The sequence below is a fragment of the Lentzea sp. NPDC051838 genome, from assembly GCF_040681245.1.
In the GTDB taxonomy this organism is placed as follows: Bacteria; Actinomycetota; Actinomycetes; order Mycobacteriales; family Pseudonocardiaceae; genus Lentzea.
The window spans coordinates 538,548-554,815 of the sequence record NZ_JBFAYI010000003.1 but is presented as its reverse complement, the minus strand read 5'-3'; the positions used below and the strand labels follow the sequence as shown (position 1 = coordinate 554,815).

The following is a 16,268-nucleotide window of genomic DNA, read 5'->3' as shown; positions in this document are numbered from 1 at the left end:
ATGAAGCTCCTCTCCGGCGTTTTGGTGGCGGCCGCGCTGCTGGGTTTCACGCCCAGTGCTCAGGCTGCCGGCGACATCGACCTGTGCGTGTCCAACGGCCGTGCCGCGGGATTCAGCGGTGAGAGGCTCGTCGTCGCGGTGGCGGTGGGCATGGCCGAGTCCCGGTGTGACCCGGCTGCCCGGTACGTGAACAGCGACAGCCACAACTCCGTGGACCGCGGTCTGTGGCAGATCAACGACTACTGGCACCCCGAGGTCAGCGACTCGTGCGCCTACAACGCGGCGTGCAACGCCCGTGAGGCGTACAAGATCTCCGACCAGGGCTCGGACTGGTCGCCGTGGTCTACCTACAAGTCCGGGCGCTACAAGCAGTTCATGGACGAGGCCCGTGCCGCGGTGGGTGCTCCCCCGGCCGTGGTGCTGCCGTCGAAGAGCGTGAACGGCGACAAGTACGACGACGCGCTCGGCGTGGACCCGTCCGGGACCGCGTTCGTCTACTACGGCAAGGCGGGCGGCGGTTTCTCGGCCGGTGTGCGGCTCGGGCCGGGCTGGGGCGGGTTCTCGCGGATCGGCATCGGCGACTCGAACAACGACGGCAAGGCCGACCTGTGGGCGATCGGCAGCGGCACGCTCTACTACTGGCACAACCAGGGCAACGGCAGCTTCGGCTCGGCCACCGCTGTCGGCACGGGCTGGGCTGCCATGGAGAACGTGGCGTTCGGCGACGTGAACGGGGACAACAAAACCGACATCCTCGCTCGTGATGGCGGCAAGATGTACCTCTACGTCGGCCGTGGCCTGGGCAAGTTCGCCGAACGGGTCCTCGTCGGTGAGGGCTGGGCGTCGCTGGCACGGCATTCGGTCGGTGACGCCGACGGTGACTCCGATGGCGACATCTGGGCGACGAACTCGGCCGGTGAGCTCTTCTTCTGGAAGCGCAACGGCGCCGACTTCGCGACCGCCGTGCAGGTCGGTCAGGGCTGGAACGGGTTCCGGCAGATGACGTCGATGGACGTCAACGGCGACAACAAGGCCGACCTGGTAGCCATCCGCACGTCCGACAACACCCTCTGGCAGTGGCTCGGAACCGGCTCAGGCGGCTTCTCGTCCGGTGTGCAGGTCGGCTCCGGCTGGTCCGGCTGGACCCTGGCAGCGAACTGATCGCTCTCGATGAAGGGAACCTTCCTCCACCTCACGTGGAGGAAGTTCCCTTCATCGTGGAAGCGGGAGGCCCAGCCCGGTCAGCGCGTGCTCTGTCCACGAGCGGTGCATGGGCATGTCCAGGCGGTTGAAGAGGCGCCAGGCCTGGTCGAAACAGGCTGCGGCGTGGTCCGCGCGGCCGGTGCGGTGAGCGACCCAGCCGAGGCTGTAGAGGGTCTCGGCCTTGCCCACGCTCTCGTCCGCCGGCGAGAACGCGACCTGCGAGCGGGCCATCAGCTCGGCGGCCCTGTTCGCGTCGCCCCGCTGGGCGTGGACGGCGGCGAGGACGTGCAACGCCAATGCCTCGTCGCGGGGGCAGGACGCCGCGCCGAACAGGTCGACGGCCTCCATCAAAGTGCGCTCGGTCGCCTCCAGGTCGCCTTTGGCGTTGTGGTGCAGGCCCATGCTGAACAACGTGCACGCGCGGCCGTACGCGCAGCCCAGTTCCACGAAGATCGCCAGCGAGTCGTCGAGGAGCTTCTCGGCGTCGTCGAGACGGCCCTGGTTGCGGCGGACGACGCCCAGTCCCTGCAACGAGAACGCCTCGCCGCAGTCGTCCTCGCAGCCGCGGAAGACGTCGAGCGCGCGGGTCAGCTCCACGACCGCCTCGTCGTGCTGACCGTGGAACATGTGCACGCTGCCGACGCCGAGATCGGCGTAGGCGTGGCCGCGAACGTCCTCGGCATCAGCGAAAAGCCGTTGTGCCTGGGCGAAGTACGCGCTCGCCTCGTGGAAGTGGTCGCGGTAGAACGCGAGTGCTCCGAGCCCCTGGCGCAGCACCGCCTGGTGGTGCTTCTCGCCGTCGCGCTCAGCCGCCTCCAGCGCGAGCGTGTGGGTGCGGCGCCACAGGTCGTAGTGGCCGTGCAGGTCGAACAACGTCGTCAGCACGCCGGTGACCTCGCACCCGAGCGTCGTCATGCCGAGTGCGATCGCCTGGCCCGCCACCGCGACAAGGGCGTCGCGCTCGGTTTCGAGGAAAGTGAGCGGGTCGCCCGTGCGCACCGCCGGCACCGAACCCCGATCGGGCACGTTCGTCTTGAGGAACCGGCACGGCTGGTCTTTCTCCGCCCGCACGGCCAGGTCGAGCCACGCGGTGAAGGCTCTGTGCAACGCCTCGGTGCTCTCGTCTCCCACTGCCCGCTCCCGGCCGAACACCCTGAGCAGCTCGTGGAACCGGAAGCGGCCGGGACCGGCGGACTCCAGCAGGTGCACGTCGGCGAGGCTGTCGGTGATCTCCTCGGCGTCCGGCACCGCGACGTCGAGCAGCGGACCCGCGACCCAGCCGGGGAAGTCGGGCACGTCGAGCAGGCTCAGCAACCGGAACGCTCTTTGCTGGTCGTCGGTCAGCGTCTCGTAGCTCAACGCCAGGCTGGCGCGCGCCTCCAGGTCGTCGATGCGCAGTTCGTTGAGCCGCGTGCCCTCCCCCGCCAGCCGGTCGGCGAGCCTGCCGACCGTCCAGTGCGCACGCCGCGCCAGCCTGGAGCCGGCGATCCTGAGCGCCAGCGGGAGGTTGCCGCAGTAGCGCGCGACCTCGGCGGCGGCTTCAGGCTCCGCGGTCAGGCGCTCCTGCCCGGCGATCGACCCCAGCAACTGGACGGCGTCCTGCTCACCCAGGACGTCGAGCTGCACCGTGTGCGCCTCGACCAGCTGCACCCGGCTGGTGATGAGCACCGCCGACCCGGCCGAACCGGGCAGCAACGGCCGGACCTGCGCCATGCCGGCCGCGTCGTCGAGCACGATCAACACCTGCCGCGCGGCCAGCTGCGACCGGTACAGCGCGGCCTGCGCCTCCAGGTCGTCCGGCACGGCGTGCGGGTGCACCCCGAGCGCGATCAGCAGCTCCACCAGCACGGTCGCGGGATCGCGCGGCGACGGCGAGGTGCCGCCCAGCCGCACGTAGAGGTGCCCGCCGCGAAACCCCGTGCCGACCTCGTGCGCCACCCGCACCGCGAGCGCCGTCTTGCCCACCCCCGCCTTGCCGGTGATCGCCGCGACCACGCTGCGCCCCGGCTCGGTCGGCGCGGTGAGCAGCCGAACGAGCTCCTTCGTCTCATCGTTGCGTCCGGTGAAGCTCTCGACCTCGGACGGCAGCTGCATCGGCCGCACCACCCGCCGTGCCGCGGCCCCTCGGAGAACCTCCTGGTGCAGCCTCTTCACCTCGTCGCACGGCTCCACACCGAGCGCCTCGACCAGCACGTTCCTGAGCGTCTGATAGGTCTCCAACGCTTCGGCCCGCCGCCCGGCCCGGTGCTGCGCGAGGATCAATCTCCGCCACAGCCCTTCCCGGAGCGGGAACTGCCGCACCAACGCCCCGAGCTCGGCGATGACGACCCCGAGCTGACCCGCCGCCAGCCGCGCGTCGGCGAAGTCCTCACGGGCGGACACGGCCATCTCCTCCAGCCGCACCACCTCGACCTCGAGCCACCCGCCCCGCTCGACGTCCTCCAGCGGCGCCCCGCGCCACCTGCTCCACGCCTCTTCCCACGTGGCCACCGCCGTCACCGCGTCGCCCGTCCGCAACGCGGCACGCGCCTGTTCTGCGGCCTTCTGGAAATGCGTGCTGTCGAGCTCATCGGGTTCGATGCGCAGCAGGTAGCTGCCGCTGTCGGTGACCACCCGGTCGTTCAGCCCGATGCCGGCCAGGTCCTGCCTCAACCGGCTCACGTGCGTGTGCACGTTCGCGATGGCCGAAGCGGGCGGGCGCTCACCCCACAACGCCTCGACGATGTCCGGCAGCCCGACCGGCTGATGCGGCCTGACCAGCAGCGCCGCGAGCAGAGCCCGTTGACGCTGACTGGCCTGCGTGAGGCGCAGGCCGTTGTTCGTGACGCGCAGCGGCCCGAGGACCGCGAACGTCGCTGTAGTAACCAAGGCTCCCCCACCCGGTCCAAGCAACGACTTCGGAGCGTAGCAGCGGCTCCACACTGCGCGCACAGCTGAGCTGGTGCCCGCCTGGGTAACACCGTGTAGAGGCTCTGTAGGTTGCCTGTAGATCGGTTTTTCTAGATTCCCCTCAGATCGCGGCGAAATGCGCGATTCTGACAAAGGGGATTTTTCATGGAATTCAAGTCGATGCTGCGCCGGGTCGCCGGAGCCGGCATTGCCACGGGGTTCGTCGCGACGCTTCTGGTCGGAGGCGCGCAGGGGGCGCAGGCCGCGACGCCGATCCAGATCGTCAACGCGAACACGGGCACCACCTGCCTGACCCTGAAGACGATCCAGGACTTCAAGGGTGCGGTCACGACCGCGACGTGCGACAAGGACAACCCGTCCATGGTCTGGGTCGTCGCCAACGGCATCATCCGCAACCCGAAGTCGGGCCACTGCCTCGACGCCGACGGCACGAACGTCTACACCTTCCCGTGCGCCAAGCCGGGCGAGGTCAACGCGTGGCAGCTGTGGAACACCACTTCCGGTGACAAGAAGTGGATCACCCACCGCACGACCCAGAAGGACGCGAACTCGTCGGGGGCCAACAACGAGCGCGTCTACCTGAAGCCGCGGGAGCAGGCGTCGCGCTGGTTCTGGCGGACCGTGTGACCACCCGCTGAGACGGGGGTGCGGCGGGCCGGCCCCCAGGCGGCCCGCCGCTTCGGCAATTCGTGCAGGAGCTCCGACAAAGGGGGTTTCATGGAATTCAGACGACTGATGCGCCGCATTGCCGGCGCGGGGGCGGCGCTCGCGGCAGTGGGCACGATGCTGATCGCACCGGCCTCGGCCACGGCGGCACCGGACGAGGTCAGCGCTGCTTCGGGGTGGGTGACCATCCGGCACGCGAGCTCGCGGCTGTGCCTGACCGCGGCCAAGGAGGGCGGGGCCTTCCTCCTCGGCTGCGACGGCCGGTCCGACCAGAGGTGGCTCCACTTCACGGACGGCGACGGCGTCGACAGGTTCCTCAACGACGCGGCCAACGCGTGCCTGGCGTCGAACGGCGAGACGGTCTTCCTCATGAAGGACTGCTACACGCCGTCGGGCGGCTGGCGCATTCCGGGCACGTCGCCGAAGTACGTGAGGCACGCGGTGGAGACGACCAAGTGTCTGCACACCAACAGCGGCGGGCCCAACAAGTGGGGGTTCGTGATCAACTGCGACGAGGCCACGCGCTGGAGCTTCATCCCGGCCTGAGCCGAGGCACCCGGCGGACCGTCACCCCCAGGGGCGGTCCGCTGTTCCGGAACAAGACACACGGGTGTCGGATTGATCAACCATGATGCACAGTGGTGGGGTTAGCTCTCGACCGCCGGGAGGCCACCATGGGCGAGGACGTCGCGAAGCACGAGTTCACGCGCGAGGACCGCACGCGGTACCGCACCAAGGTGCGGCGGTGCCTCGACGTGTTCGCCCGGATGCTGCGTGAGGCGCGGTTCGACTTCGAGAGGCCGATGACCGGCCTGGAGATCGAGATCAACCTGATCGACGAGAACGGCGATCCGGCGATGAAGAACCACGAGGCGCTCGCGGTCATCGACGATCCCGACTTCGTCACCGAGCTCGGGCAGTGGAACATCGAGATCAACGTGGCGCCGCGGCGGCTCGCGGGCGGGGGCATCACCTCGTTCGAGGAGACGGTCCGACGGTCGCTGAACTCGGCCGAGGAGAAGGCGCGCGAGATCGGCGCGCACATGGTCATCAACGGCATCCTGCCGACGTTGCGCACCAAGCACGTCACGCCGGACCAGCTGTCGAGCAACCCCCGGTACGCGCTGCTCAACGAGCAGGTGCTGGCGGCGCGGGGCGAGGACCTGCAGATCTCGATCGACGGCGTGGAGCGGCTGCACCTCACCGCATCGTCGATCGTGCCCGAGGCCGCCTGCACGAGCACGCAGCTGCACCTGCAGGTGTCGCCGGAGCAGTTCCCCGCCTACTGGAACGCCGCGCAGGCCATCGCCGGCGTGCAGGTCGCGGTCGGCGCCAACTCGCCGTTCTTCCTCGGCAAGGAGCTGTGGCGCGAGACCCGCATCGCGTTGTTCCAGCAGGCCACCGACACCCGTGGCGACGAGCTCAAGGCACAGGGCGTGCGGCCGCGGGTGTGGTTCGGCGAGCGGTGGATCAACTCGATCTTCGACCTGTTCGAGGAGAACGTCCGGTACTTCCCCGCGTTGCTGCCCATCTGCGACGACGAGGACCCGCTGGCCGTCCTCGACCACGGCGACACGCCCGCGCTGAGCGAGCTGAAGCTGCACAACGGCACGATCTACCGCTGGAACCGCCCCGTGTACGACGTGGTGCGGGACAGGCCGCACCTGCGCGTCGAGAACCGGGTGCTGCCCGCGGGCCCCACCATCGTCGACACGCTGGCGAACGGCGCGCTCTACTTCGGCCTGGTGCGCGCACTGGCCGAGGACGAGCGTCCACTGTGGTCGCAGATGAGCTTCCAGGCCGCCGAGGAGAACTTCAACGCCGCCTCCCGCAACGGCATGGACGCGCAGATGTACTGGCCCGGTGTCGGCACCGTGCCTGTTGTGGAGTTGGTGTTGCGGCGCCTCCTTCCTCTCGCGCACGAGGGTTTGATCCGCTGGGGTGTCGACTCGGCGGAACGGGACCGTTTACTGGGCGTGATCGAGCAGCGCTGTCTGACCGGGGTGAACGGCGCGACCTGGCAGGCACGCGAGTTCCACCGGCACTACGACCACACGCACCTGGACCGCGCGGACGCACTCCGCACGATGCTCAAGTCCTATGTGGAACTGATGCACGCCAACGAACCCGTGCATTCGTGGCCCGTCACCGGAGCATGAGCTTCCGGTTGGCCGCCTACGCGGTGTGCGTCGAGGACGGGCGTGTGCTGCTCGTCCGCGACGTGCCGCGGGCAGGCGAGAGCCACTGGAGTCTTCCGGGTGGCCGGGTCGAGCACGCCGAGGACCCGTTCGACGCGGTGATCCGCGAGGTGGCCGAGGAGACGGGCTGCGACGCGGTGGTCGAGCGCCTGCTCGGAGTGGACTCGAGGGTGATCCCCGCGGCCGAACGCCACGAGCCCAACCCTCTGCCACACCAGAACGTCGGCGTGTTCTACCGCGTCCGGATCACCGGCGGCTCCCTGCGGCCGGAGCCGGACGGCGCGACCGCCGACCCGCTCTGGACGCCGATCTCCGACGTCGCGCGCCTTCGCCGATCGTCACTGGTCGACGTCGGCCTCGACCTCGCACGAACCCTGCCCGCGACCGGACACGTCGCCACGGTCCCGGTCGGCGGCCTCGTCCAGCACTGAGCGCCTCGGTGGTTCCTCCTTTCCCCTCGCGGGCACGGTTCAGTCGCGGAGCCTGAGCAGCCAGACTCCGACCAGCGCGACCCAGGCGATCGTCAGCACGGACACGATGATCACCAGGACGCCCACACCGATCACCGCGGCCACACCGACGACACCCGTCACGACGCCTGCGTACCGGGTGAGTCCGCGCAGCTCCACGCTGATCAACGCGATGCCCAGCGCGGGAACCCCGATCGCGTACAGAGCGAACAGGCCCGAACCGAGCACCGATGACGCATAAGTGGCCGCGGCCGCCGGCGAGGCCTGGTCCGGAAGCGAGCTCATCCGGATCAGGGCCGCGTAGTTCGGCCACGTGACTGCCAGGTCCAGCACGACGAAGAGAACCAGGAACCCGGCACCGAGGATCAGGGGCGGCGAGCGGCGCAGTTCTCGGACCAGCGCCACCACCGGCAGGAACAGCATATCGGTCAGCACCGACAGAAAAACGATGAGCGTCCAGACCAGGGTCTTGTCGGCGAAGTACGCCAGCCACGCGGCCCCGTCCTCGTCGGGCGGGACGGCCCCGGCGACGACGTAGAGCGCGGTGATGGCCAGGTAGCACGCAGCAAGGAGCAGTGCGGCGAACCCACCGGCCCGCCGCAGGGCTCTGTCACTCTCCAGAGTGCTCGTCACGCACCCAATCGTGGGCCGCTTTCACTGCGATGGCAACGAAAGGGCGAACGGTCCCGCCACCGACGTACAGCGAGGCGAACCCACCCACCCGCCGCACCGCTCCGCCACTCTCCAGAGTGCTCGTCACGCACCCAATCGTGGGCCGCTTTCACTGCGATGGCAACGAAAGGGCGAACGGTCCCGCCACCAACGAACAGCGCGGCGAACCCACCGGCCCGCCACACCGCTCCACCACCCTCCAGAGTGCTCGTCACGCACCCAATCGTGGGCCGATTCCACTGTGACAGCAACAAAGAACGACCCCGCCGCCGAAGCGACGAGGCCGTTCGTGTTGCGCCCTCAGATCAGCTGGTCGGGAAGTTGTCCGGGGTGCGGATGCGCTCGCGCACCCACACGCCGGCTTCCTTCAGCACACTGGTCCCCGAGAAGTTCGTGCCGGAGCAGGTGCCCGTCTTGAACACCGCGCCCGACAGCCCGTCGTCGGAGTAGTTCCAGTTGGCCCAAGAGATCTTCTTCTGCGCCATCAGGTCGATGTACTTCTGCGACGTCGTGAAGTCGTTCGAGCCGCCACCGGACGCGGTCTGCGTGCCGAACTCCGTCACGAACACCGGAACAGCGCTGGAGACGCGGTTCAGGACGTCGATGTACGCCTGCTTGTGCGAGTTGGCGTAGAAGTGGAACGAGTACATGAAGTTGGTCGCGTTGACCTTGTTGTTCAGCACCACCGACGGGTCCTCGCCGTCGGAGTGGCCGAACGTCGACCAGCCGTTGGTGCCCGAGACGATGAGGCTGTCCGGGTCGATGTTGCGGATGACCGGGATCATCTGCTCGGCGTAGGACTTGACCTTCGCCCACGACGTGCCGTTCGGCTCGTTCGCGATGTCGTAGATGATGTTGGTCTTGTCCTTGTGCCTCGTAGCGATCTCCGTGAAGAACGTCTTGGCGCGGGACAGGTTGTAGTTCGGGTCTCCCGGCGAGAGCTGGTGCCAGTCGACGAGAACGTAGATGCCGCGACGCGTGGCTTCCTCGATGTACCCGTGCATCATGTCGGTGAACTTGCGCGGGTTCGTCTCGTAGCCGTCTTCCTGGATGTACATGGCGACGCGGATGAAGTCCGCGTTCCAGTCGTTCACCAGCGCGTCCCACCACTGGGACTTGGCGCACTGGTGGTACCACTGGATGCCGTGCGTGCTCATGCCGCGCAACTGGATGGGCTTGCCGTACTGGTTGCACAGCTGCACACCACACACACGCAGCAGACCGTTGATGTCGTGCGGACGCGTGCCACCCGGCGTACCAGGAGTAGTCCGCACAGTCAGAGAGTTCGACGCGCCGGAGAGGTTCCCGGCCGCGTCACGTGCCTGCACGGTGAAGGTGTACGCGGTGTCCGGCGTCAGGCCGGTCACCGTGTGCGTGGTGCCGGTCGCGGTGTTGCCGTTGGACAGCACGTATCCGGTGACGCCCACGTTGTCCGTGGACGCGTCCCACGCCAGCGAGATCGACGACGAAGTGGTGCCCGTCGAGCGCAGGTTGCCCGGCACGGAGGGAGCGACCGTGTCCGGCGGGCCCGACGGCGGTTCGACGTCGAGGCGGTCGAGGTTCGGGCCGCCGTTGGCCGTCGTCGCGACCGTCTTGATCTTGTTCGTGCCCGCGTTCAGCGCGACCGTGGTGGTTCGGGTCTGCCACGTGGTCCACGCGCCCGTGCCGGGGAACGAGAGCTCGTCCGCCGCCAGCGAGCCGTTCACCGAGATGTCCATCGGGCGGTTCGCCGTGGTGCCGTTGGCGAACCGGAACGTGAGCGTCGCCTGACCCGCACTCGGCGAGGTCACGGTGAACTCGACGGAGCTGCCGACCTCGTTGTCGTAGTTGACGAAACCACTGCCGGTGAAGCCGGCGTGGTTCGACTCGACGAGGCCGTTCTCGACCGTCGCGCTCTCCGCCTGGTACTGGACCGGGGCGGCGACCGCGATGGCCGGGACTGCGAGCGCTAACGCTGCCGGGAGTACCAGCAACAGGGATCTGGCCACAGGGTGCCTCCTGTGTAAGAGGAACAGCAGGGTGCGGCGGCGATTTAGTTAAGAAGGTTTCCTATCTGTTGTGCGTTGAATCACAGCACTAGACCACTGCCCGTGTCAACAAATTCGGGCGACCGGAACAAGTCGGGTGCGGCATCCTGCAGGCCTGATGAGATCCACAGTCACCGTGACACCAGCACAGCTTCCGGAGGTGCTGCTGCACGTCGCCGTCGTCCGACCGGTCTTCCTCTGGGGAGCACCGGGTATCGGCAAGTCCTCGCTCGTCCGCAAGTTCGCCGCCGAGCTGGGCCTGGAGTGCGTGACGCTGCTGGGCACGCAGCTCGCGCCGGAGGACCTCATCGGAGTTCCGGAACTGGTCGGTGGCAGATCTCGTTTCGCCCCACCGGAAACGATCGCGCGCCACGACCCGTACTGCCTGTTCCTCGACGAGCTGAACGCCAGCTCCCCCGAGGTGCAGAAGGCGTTCTACTCGCTGATCCTCGACCGGCGCGTCGGCTCCTACGAACTTCCGAAGGGCTCGATCGTGATCGGCGCCGGCAACCGGGCGGTCGACAACGCGCTGGCGCGCCCCATGGCGTCCGCACTCGTGAACCGCATGGTCCACGTGCACCTCACCGCGTCGGCTCGCGACTGGCTGGCGTGGGCGCGCGAGAACAACATCCACCCGTGGGTGCTCGAGTACCTCACGCAACGCCCGGACCACCTGTGGAGCGCGGCGCCGAAGGTCGAGGAGACGTTCTCCACGCCGCGCGGCTGGCACATGCTGTCCGACGCGCTGCACTCGTTCGGCGAGGACGTCTCCGAGGAGATCCTCGGCGTGCTGGCGTTCGGCACGGTCACAGCGAACCACGCCTCGATGTTCAAGGCGTTCGTGAAGACCGTGCGGCACGCGTACGGGCTGGAAGCGGTGCTGCGCGGGGATGTCCGCTGGCCGTCCGCGCCCGGTGACCGCGATCTGCTGTACTTCCTGGCCGAGGCGTTCCGCGCCCGGCTGGTGAAGGAGCTGCCGCACGACAAGGCGCACGCGCCCTCGGCGGGCAAGCAGCTCGCGCACCGGGGCAAGGCGCTGCTGCTGGAGCTCGCGGAGCTGTCGCTGGAGATCGCGCAGATGGTGATCGCGGCCGACGACGAGGGCAACCCGGTGCTGCCCGCGTGGTTCCTCGTCGAGGTCACGCGCGATCTGCCCCGACTGGTGGCTGCACGCGCATGAGCCGCCGCGCTCAGGTGGACCCGGCCGCGTTGGCCTTCGCCGCGGCGAACAGACGGATCGACAGGCATCCGCTGTTCGCCGCGCTCACCACCTACGTGCGCCGGGAGTCCGATCACCCGTGGGCGGACATCTCGTTGAACGGCGCGCTACTCGCCCACCCGACGCGGAAGGCGAGCGAGGACGAGTGGGCGTGGGTGTTCGCACATTGCCTGCTGCACCTGGGTTTCGGCACGCACTCGTGCGACGACGTGCTGGACTTCCAGCCCGCGCTGAAGTTCGGCAGCAGGCCGGACTCCTGGAGACCGCACGAGTGCGTCCGCGGCGAGGCTTCCAAAGAACCGGAGAAGTGGGCGCAGCGGTTCGCCACCGGACTGTCGAACGCCGCCGTGGCCGCGATCGACGTGGCAGGCGGCGCGCGTTCCTCGTTGTCCGATGCGCGGCCGTCCAAGACCGAGTGGGAGCTCGCGCTGAGCTGGTTCGTGTCGAACTACCCGCTGCTGGGCGCGCTGGCGTCGTCCATGACGGTGGTGGCGGACGCGGAACTGGCGCGGGGCTGGGACATCTCGATCGCGGCGGTGTCCACGGCCTCTGCTGAGATCTACGTGAATCCACTGGCCGGACTGTCCCGCGAGGAGTGGCGGTTCGTTCTCGCGCACGAGATGCTGCACGCCGCGTTGCGCCACTGCGACCGGGTCGGCGGGCGCGACGCGTACCTGTGGAACATCGCCGCGGACTTCGTGGTCAACGGCTGGCTGGTCGAGATGGGTGTCGGGTCGGCTCCTTCCGGTGTGCTGCACGACCCGTCGTTGCGCGGGATGTCGGCCGAGTCCGTGTACGACCTGATCACGACGGATCTGCGGCGGTACCGGAAGCTTCTGACGTTGCGCGGCCACCATCAGGGCGATCTGCTCGGGTCACCGTTGCGCGGACCTGCCGATATCACCGACCTGGACGAGTTCTACCGCCGCGCGCTGCTGACCGGATTGAGCTGTCACACCGTCTCACGCGGCCTGCTCCCCTCCGGGCTGGTCGAGGAGATCCGCGCGCTGGAGCACCCGCCGTTGTCGTGGGACGCCCAGCTGGCGCGCTGGTTCGAGGAATTCGTTCCCGCCGTGGAAAAACGCCGCACCTACGCGCGTGCCTCTCGACGTCAAGCGTCCACTCCGGACATTCCACGGCCGGGCTGGGTGCGCCCGGAGGTCCTGGACGCGCGGCCGACGTTCGGCGTCGTGCTCGACACGTCCGGCTCGATGGATCCTCGTTTGCTGGGCAAGGCGTTGGGCGCGATCGCTTCCTATGCCGCGGCACGTGACGTGCCCGCCGCGCGCGTGGTTTTCTGTGATGCGATGGCATATGACGCCGGATACGTGCCCGTCGAGGACATCGCGGGCAGGGTGACTGTGCGCGGGCGCGGCGGCACGGTGCTGCAGCCCGGCGTCGACCTGCTCGAACGCGCCCAGGACTTTCCTTCCACCGGGCCTCTTCTGGTCATCACGGACGGGTACTGCGACGTGCTGCGGATCCGGCGCGAGCACGCGTTCCTCATTCCCGCCGGCGCGCATCTGCCGTTCCGCGCACGTGGACCCGTGTTCCGGATGTCCTGATGGAGATCGCCTGCGACGAGTCGGGATCCGAGGGCGAGAAGCTCGTCGGCGGGGTCACGGCGGTCTTCGCGCACGCGGCCGTGGGGCTGTCTTCCGACGAGGCGTCCGCGTGTGTCTCGTCGTTGCGTTCGATGATCAAGTCGCCTGCCGTGGAGTACAAGGCGAACCACCTGCTGCGCGAGAAGAACCGGTGGGTGCTGTTGTGGTTCCTGGGTCCCGGCGGGCCTCTCGCGGGACGGGCTCGGGTGCAGCTCGTGGACAAGCGGCGGTTCCTGGCCTCGCGGGTGCGCGCGGAGTTCGGCGCGGTTTCCGGGCCGCTGGAGCACTACAACGACCTGCTGCGCGCGCGTGGCCCGCGTGGGACGCTGGATCCGCTGTTCCCGGCGATTCTGCGTGCCGTGGCGCAGTGGTGCGGACCGGTGTCGATCGTGCACGACCAGCAGCTGTCGTTGACGGACGGGCGGATCCGGCAGCTCAAGAAGCTCGCGCCACGGCTGGAAAGCCTGACGCTGGTGGACTCCCAGTACGACGCTCGTGTGCAGGTCGCGGACTTCCTGGCTGGGATCGCACGTCGCGTCGCGGAGGAAGAACTGCACGGGCGGCCGGACCGCGAGGTGATCGAGCTGCTGATGCCGTTCGTCGTCGGACCTAGGATGTGGCATGCCTGATGCCATTTTCGCCGATCCACGCTTGGCTCGGCTCTACGACACCTTCGACGGGCAGCGTGACGATCTCGCGCTGTACACGGGTGTCGCGGACGAGGTCGGTGCTCGCTCGGTGCTCGACATCGGATGTGGCACCGGATGTCTGGCGGTGCTGCTCGCCTCCTCCGGACGTGAGGTCGTCGGGGTGGATCCGGCGCTGGCCTCCCTGGAGATCGCACGGGCCAAGGACTCCCGCGTCACCTGGATCCACGGCGACGCGACGTCGTTGCCACCGCTGAAGGTCGATCTCGCGACCATGACCGGGAACGTGGCGCAGGTGTTCCTCGGCGAGGACTGGGAAGAGTCCCTCCGCGGAATCCACGCCGCCCTGCGTCCCGGCGACCACCTGGTGTTCGAGACGCGGCGGCCGGAGCAACGGGCGTGGGAGGACTGGGCACGGACCGGACCGAGGGTGCGGGGCGGGGTCCGCGAGCAGCTCGAGCTGCTCGACGTGAGCCTGCCGTTCGTGTCGTTCCGCCACACGTACCGGTTCCCCGACGGCTCGCAGCTCGCGTCCGACTCGAAGCTGAGGTTCCGCTCCCGCGCCGAGGTGGAGGCAGGCCTGGTTCGGTGCGGTTTCGAGGTCGTGGACGTGCGCGACGCGCCGGACCGGCCGGGCAAGGAGTACGTGTTCGTGGCCCAGAAGAAGTAGAGATCTGGGCGTCAGCTGACCAGCGCGGGCTGCCTCCACGCCTGCACCAGCCACGGCAGGATCCGCGGCATCCGGTCCGCCACGATGTCGTGCAGCACCACGATCATGCGACCGGACTGCGAGGGTCCCGCATCGAGCCACACGGCCTGCATCAAGACACCTGCTTGCAGGTCGAGCCCCGCCTCCGCCCGCGCCAGTGCGGCGTCCGTGGCGCCGGCGGGGTCCACGACCTCTACGTGTACGAAGCCGGAACGACACAGTTCGGGATGCAGTTCCACGAGGGACTCCACCGCGGCGGCCAGGCGTCCCACGCCCAGGCCTGCCCGAACCTGCACCGTAATCGCTCTCACGTTAGGAGAGCCTAACCTAGGCTCCACGCCGGATTGCGCCCACTGAGTCCTAGGACACGGTCCAACAAAGAAGCATTCGAGTCGACCTCCACCGCGCGGCCGAACAGCGAGCCGTCGCGGTCGTCCGGGCCGATCGACGACACGAAGCCGTGCACGACCTGGAGCAGGTCCTCGTCGACGTCGAACGGCTGGCCCGTCGCGCGGGCGAGGTCCCAGCCGTGCAGGACGATCTCGTCGAGCGCCACGGCGCCCGCCACCTCGCCGGGCAGGTCGACGCCGCCCGCCCGGGTCATGCCGTCCCACGCCGACGACGCGCGCCATGCCTCCGCGAGCTCGCCGAGCCTCAAAGGCATCGACTCGCGGAAGTCCAGCGGCAACCGGGACGCGTCGCCGGACGCCGTGCCGTCGAGCGGCGTCTTCAACGCTGCCATGGTGAACGCCACCGACAGGCCGTTGACGTGGTCCAGCAGGTCGCCGACCGTGTAATCGGGACAAGGGGTCGGGGCCTTCAGGTCCCCGTCCGTCACGTTGCGCACCAACCCCGCGAGCCGATCGGCCGCGGGCGTTAAGTCGAACATCAGTAGCCGTCTCCTCCCCAGAAGGTTTCCTCGAGCGTGTCTGCCGTGCCGGCGAGCAGCTGGAGCGGATCGGTGAACTCGTGGATGTCGAGATCCGCCAGGGGCAACGAGTGCCGGACCACGACGTGCTCCCCCATGATCGCGAGACCGCACGCGACGGTGGACTTGCCGACCTCCTCCAGCACCTCGCGGAGGTTCACGTCCTTCGCGAGGCCGCACGGGGAGGCGATCTGCACCCATTCGTGCATCTTGTCGAGCACTTCCCGGACGATGATCACGACCTGCGTGCGCTCGTCGTCGCCCTCCTCCTCGTCCCCGAAGGTGAAGAGGATCCTCAGCTCCTCGTCCTCGTCGTGGATGACGTCGTACTCGGCGCGGACGTAATCCGCGAGGTCTCCCCAACTCGCCATGGCGCAACCCTACTTGCCGCGATCGCCCACAGCCCGACGACCAGGACGGCGCCGACCTCGGCCGCGAGCAAGATCCTCTCGATGTAGCCCAACGGGAACACGCGCCACCACCGAACGTCCGACGCCGCTCCCATCGCAATGGCGTAGAGGATCGGCATGAATGCGACAGCACTGAGCACACCGGACGCCAGCGTGACCTTCGCGTGCCTGCCCCACACGTGGTCCTTGAGCCACGGCCGCGCCAGCAGGATCACCGCGATCGGCAGGCTCACGAACGCGATCATGCTGCCGAACCGGTGGATGCTGCCGCTGAGTGCGTTGGTGCCCATCGCCCAGTTCGTCTTGGGGAACGCGACCACCAGCAGCAAGCCCACCGACCACAGGATCAGCGCGATCGAGCCGCCGGAACGCCACTTCGTCAGTCCCTTGTGGACGAGCGCGGCGAGGATCGCGAGCGAGCCGACGGCCAGCAGCAGCACGGCGACGTCGAAAACCGGGCGGTAGTCGCCCAGCGCGTACTCGCTGATCGTGCGGCGCAACGGGCCGACGGTCAGGTCGAGCAGCCCGACCATGGCCACGGTGGCGACGACGGCGAGTGAACCGCCGGTGGCGGCTAGTCGAGGAATCAGCACATATCGGTCAAC

16 protein-coding genes are annotated in these 16,268 nt (G+C 68.6%); 9 read left to right on the top strand and 7 right to left on the bottom strand.

All coding sequences use genetic code 11. The features are described 5' to 3' along the window. Nucleotides 1-1,161 (top strand): FG-GAP-like repeat-containing protein, encoded by a 1,161-nt coding sequence (locus AB0M24_RS11015; RefSeq protein WP_363764191.1) that lies wholly within the window; start codon nucleotides 1-3, stop codon nucleotides 1,159-1,161. Nucleotides 1,162-1,212: 51 nt separating this feature from the next. Here the strand turns inward: AB0M24_RS11015 and AB0M24_RS11010 are convergent, their stop codons facing one another. Next, nucleotides 1,213-4,071 carry a BTAD domain-containing putative transcriptional regulator gene (locus AB0M24_RS11010; RefSeq protein WP_363764188.1) on the bottom strand — a complete coding sequence of 953 codons (2,859 nt, stop codon included), beginning with the start codon at nucleotides 4,069-4,071 and terminating at the stop codon, nucleotides 1,213-1,215. A 186-nt stretch (nucleotides 4,072-4,257) separates the two neighbouring features. Between AB0M24_RS11010 and AB0M24_RS11005 the strand changes: the two genes are divergently transcribed. The 4 genes from AB0M24_RS11005 to AB0M24_RS10990 all read left to right on the top strand — a co-directional run bounded on the left by AB0M24_RS11005 (nucleotide 4,258) and on the right by AB0M24_RS10990 (nucleotide 7,408). Next, nucleotides 4,258-4,740 carry an RICIN domain-containing protein gene (locus tag AB0M24_RS11005; protein WP_363764185.1) on the top strand — a complete coding sequence of 161 codons (483 nt, stop codon included), beginning with the start codon at nucleotides 4,258-4,260 and terminating at the stop codon, nucleotides 4,738-4,740. A 90-nt stretch (nucleotides 4,741-4,830) separates the two neighbouring features. Next, nucleotides 4,831-5,325: a ricin-type beta-trefoil lectin domain protein gene (locus AB0M24_RS11000; RefSeq protein WP_363764182.1), complete on the top strand. Its 495-nt coding sequence runs from the start codon at nucleotides 4,831-4,833 to the stop codon at nucleotides 5,323-5,325. Between the two features lie 128 nt (nucleotides 5,326-5,453). After that, nucleotides 5,454-6,938 carry a glutamate--cysteine ligase gene (locus AB0M24_RS10995; RefSeq protein ID WP_363764329.1) on the top strand — a complete coding sequence of 495 codons (1,485 nt, stop codon included), beginning with the start codon at nucleotides 5,454-5,456 and terminating at the stop codon, nucleotides 6,936-6,938. Further along, entirely contained in the window at nucleotides 6,935-7,408 is a 474-nt protein-coding gene (locus AB0M24_RS10990) for an NUDIX domain-containing protein (protein WP_363764179.1), read from the top strand. The genes AB0M24_RS10995 and AB0M24_RS10990 overlap by 4 nt, the downstream gene beginning before the upstream one ends. Before the next feature lie 39 nt (nucleotides 7,409-7,447). On the opposite strand, the gene AB0M24_RS10985 is transcribed toward AB0M24_RS10990, so the two are convergent. Both AB0M24_RS10985 and AB0M24_RS10980 read right to left on the bottom strand, forming a co-directional pair. Then, nucleotides 7,448-8,080, bottom strand: coding sequence for a hypothetical protein (locus AB0M24_RS10985; RefSeq protein ID WP_363764176.1), 633 nt, complete (start codon nucleotides 8,078-8,080; stop codon nucleotides 7,448-7,450). A gap of 344 nt (nucleotides 8,081-8,424) precedes the next feature. After that, a complete protein-coding gene (locus AB0M24_RS10980; RefSeq protein ID WP_363764173.1) occupies nucleotides 8,425-10,107 on the bottom strand; it encodes a cellulase family glycosylhydrolase in 1,683 nt (560 codons plus the stop codon). 157 nt (nucleotides 10,108-10,264) lie between these two features. Between AB0M24_RS10980 and AB0M24_RS10975 the strand changes: the two genes are divergently transcribed. From AB0M24_RS10975 to AB0M24_RS10960, 4 genes are read left to right on the top strand one after another with little or no spacing between them, the layout of a single operon-like run. Then, nucleotides 10,265-11,326 carry a MoxR family ATPase gene (locus tag AB0M24_RS10975; RefSeq protein WP_363764170.1) on the top strand — a complete coding sequence of 354 codons (1,062 nt, stop codon included), beginning with the start codon at nucleotides 10,265-10,267 and terminating at the stop codon, nucleotides 11,324-11,326. After that, nucleotides 11,323-12,930 (top strand): hypothetical protein, encoded by a 1,608-nt coding sequence (locus AB0M24_RS10970; RefSeq protein WP_363764167.1) that lies wholly within the window; start codon nucleotides 11,323-11,325, stop codon nucleotides 12,928-12,930. The genes AB0M24_RS10975 and AB0M24_RS10970 overlap by 4 nt, the downstream gene beginning before the upstream one ends. Continuing rightward, on the top strand, nucleotides 12,930-13,598 hold the full coding sequence (locus AB0M24_RS10965) for an NAD-dependent protein deacetylase of SIR2 family (RefSeq protein ID WP_363764165.1): 669 nt from the start codon (nucleotides 12,930-12,932) through the stop codon (nucleotides 13,596-13,598). The genes AB0M24_RS10970 and AB0M24_RS10965 overlap by 1 nt, the downstream gene beginning before the upstream one ends. Continuing rightward, nucleotides 13,591-14,286: a class I SAM-dependent methyltransferase gene (locus AB0M24_RS10960; protein WP_363764163.1), complete on the top strand. Its 696-nt coding sequence runs from the start codon at nucleotides 13,591-13,593 to the stop codon at nucleotides 14,284-14,286. The genes AB0M24_RS10965 and AB0M24_RS10960 overlap by 8 nt, the downstream gene beginning before the upstream one ends. Nucleotides 14,287-14,297: 11 nt before the next feature. Here AB0M24_RS10960 and AB0M24_RS10955 read toward each other — a convergent pair whose 3' ends face one another. From AB0M24_RS10955 to AB0M24_RS10940, 4 genes are read right to left on the bottom strand one after another with little or no spacing between them, the layout of a single operon-like run. After that, nucleotides 14,298-14,636 carry a hypothetical protein gene (locus AB0M24_RS10955; protein WP_363764160.1) on the bottom strand — a complete coding sequence of 113 codons (339 nt, stop codon included), beginning with the start codon at nucleotides 14,634-14,636 and terminating at the stop codon, nucleotides 14,298-14,300. An 11-nt stretch (nucleotides 14,637-14,647) separates the two neighbouring features. Further along, on the bottom strand, nucleotides 14,648-15,214 hold the full coding sequence (locus AB0M24_RS10950) for a TIGR03086 family metal-binding protein (protein WP_363764157.1): 567 nt from the start codon (nucleotides 15,212-15,214) through the stop codon (nucleotides 14,648-14,650). Further along, a complete protein-coding gene (locus AB0M24_RS10945; RefSeq protein ID WP_363764154.1) occupies nucleotides 15,214-15,624 on the bottom strand; it encodes a hypothetical protein in 411 nt (136 codons plus the stop codon). The genes AB0M24_RS10950 and AB0M24_RS10945 overlap by 1 nt, the downstream gene beginning before the upstream one ends. Then, a complete protein-coding gene (locus AB0M24_RS10940; RefSeq protein ID WP_363764151.1) occupies nucleotides 15,549-16,256 on the bottom strand; it encodes a DUF998 domain-containing protein in 708 nt (235 codons plus the stop codon). Before AB0M24_RS10940 ends, AB0M24_RS10945 begins: the two co-directional genes overlap by 76 nt. Nucleotides 16,257-16,268: the final 12 nt, after the last annotated feature.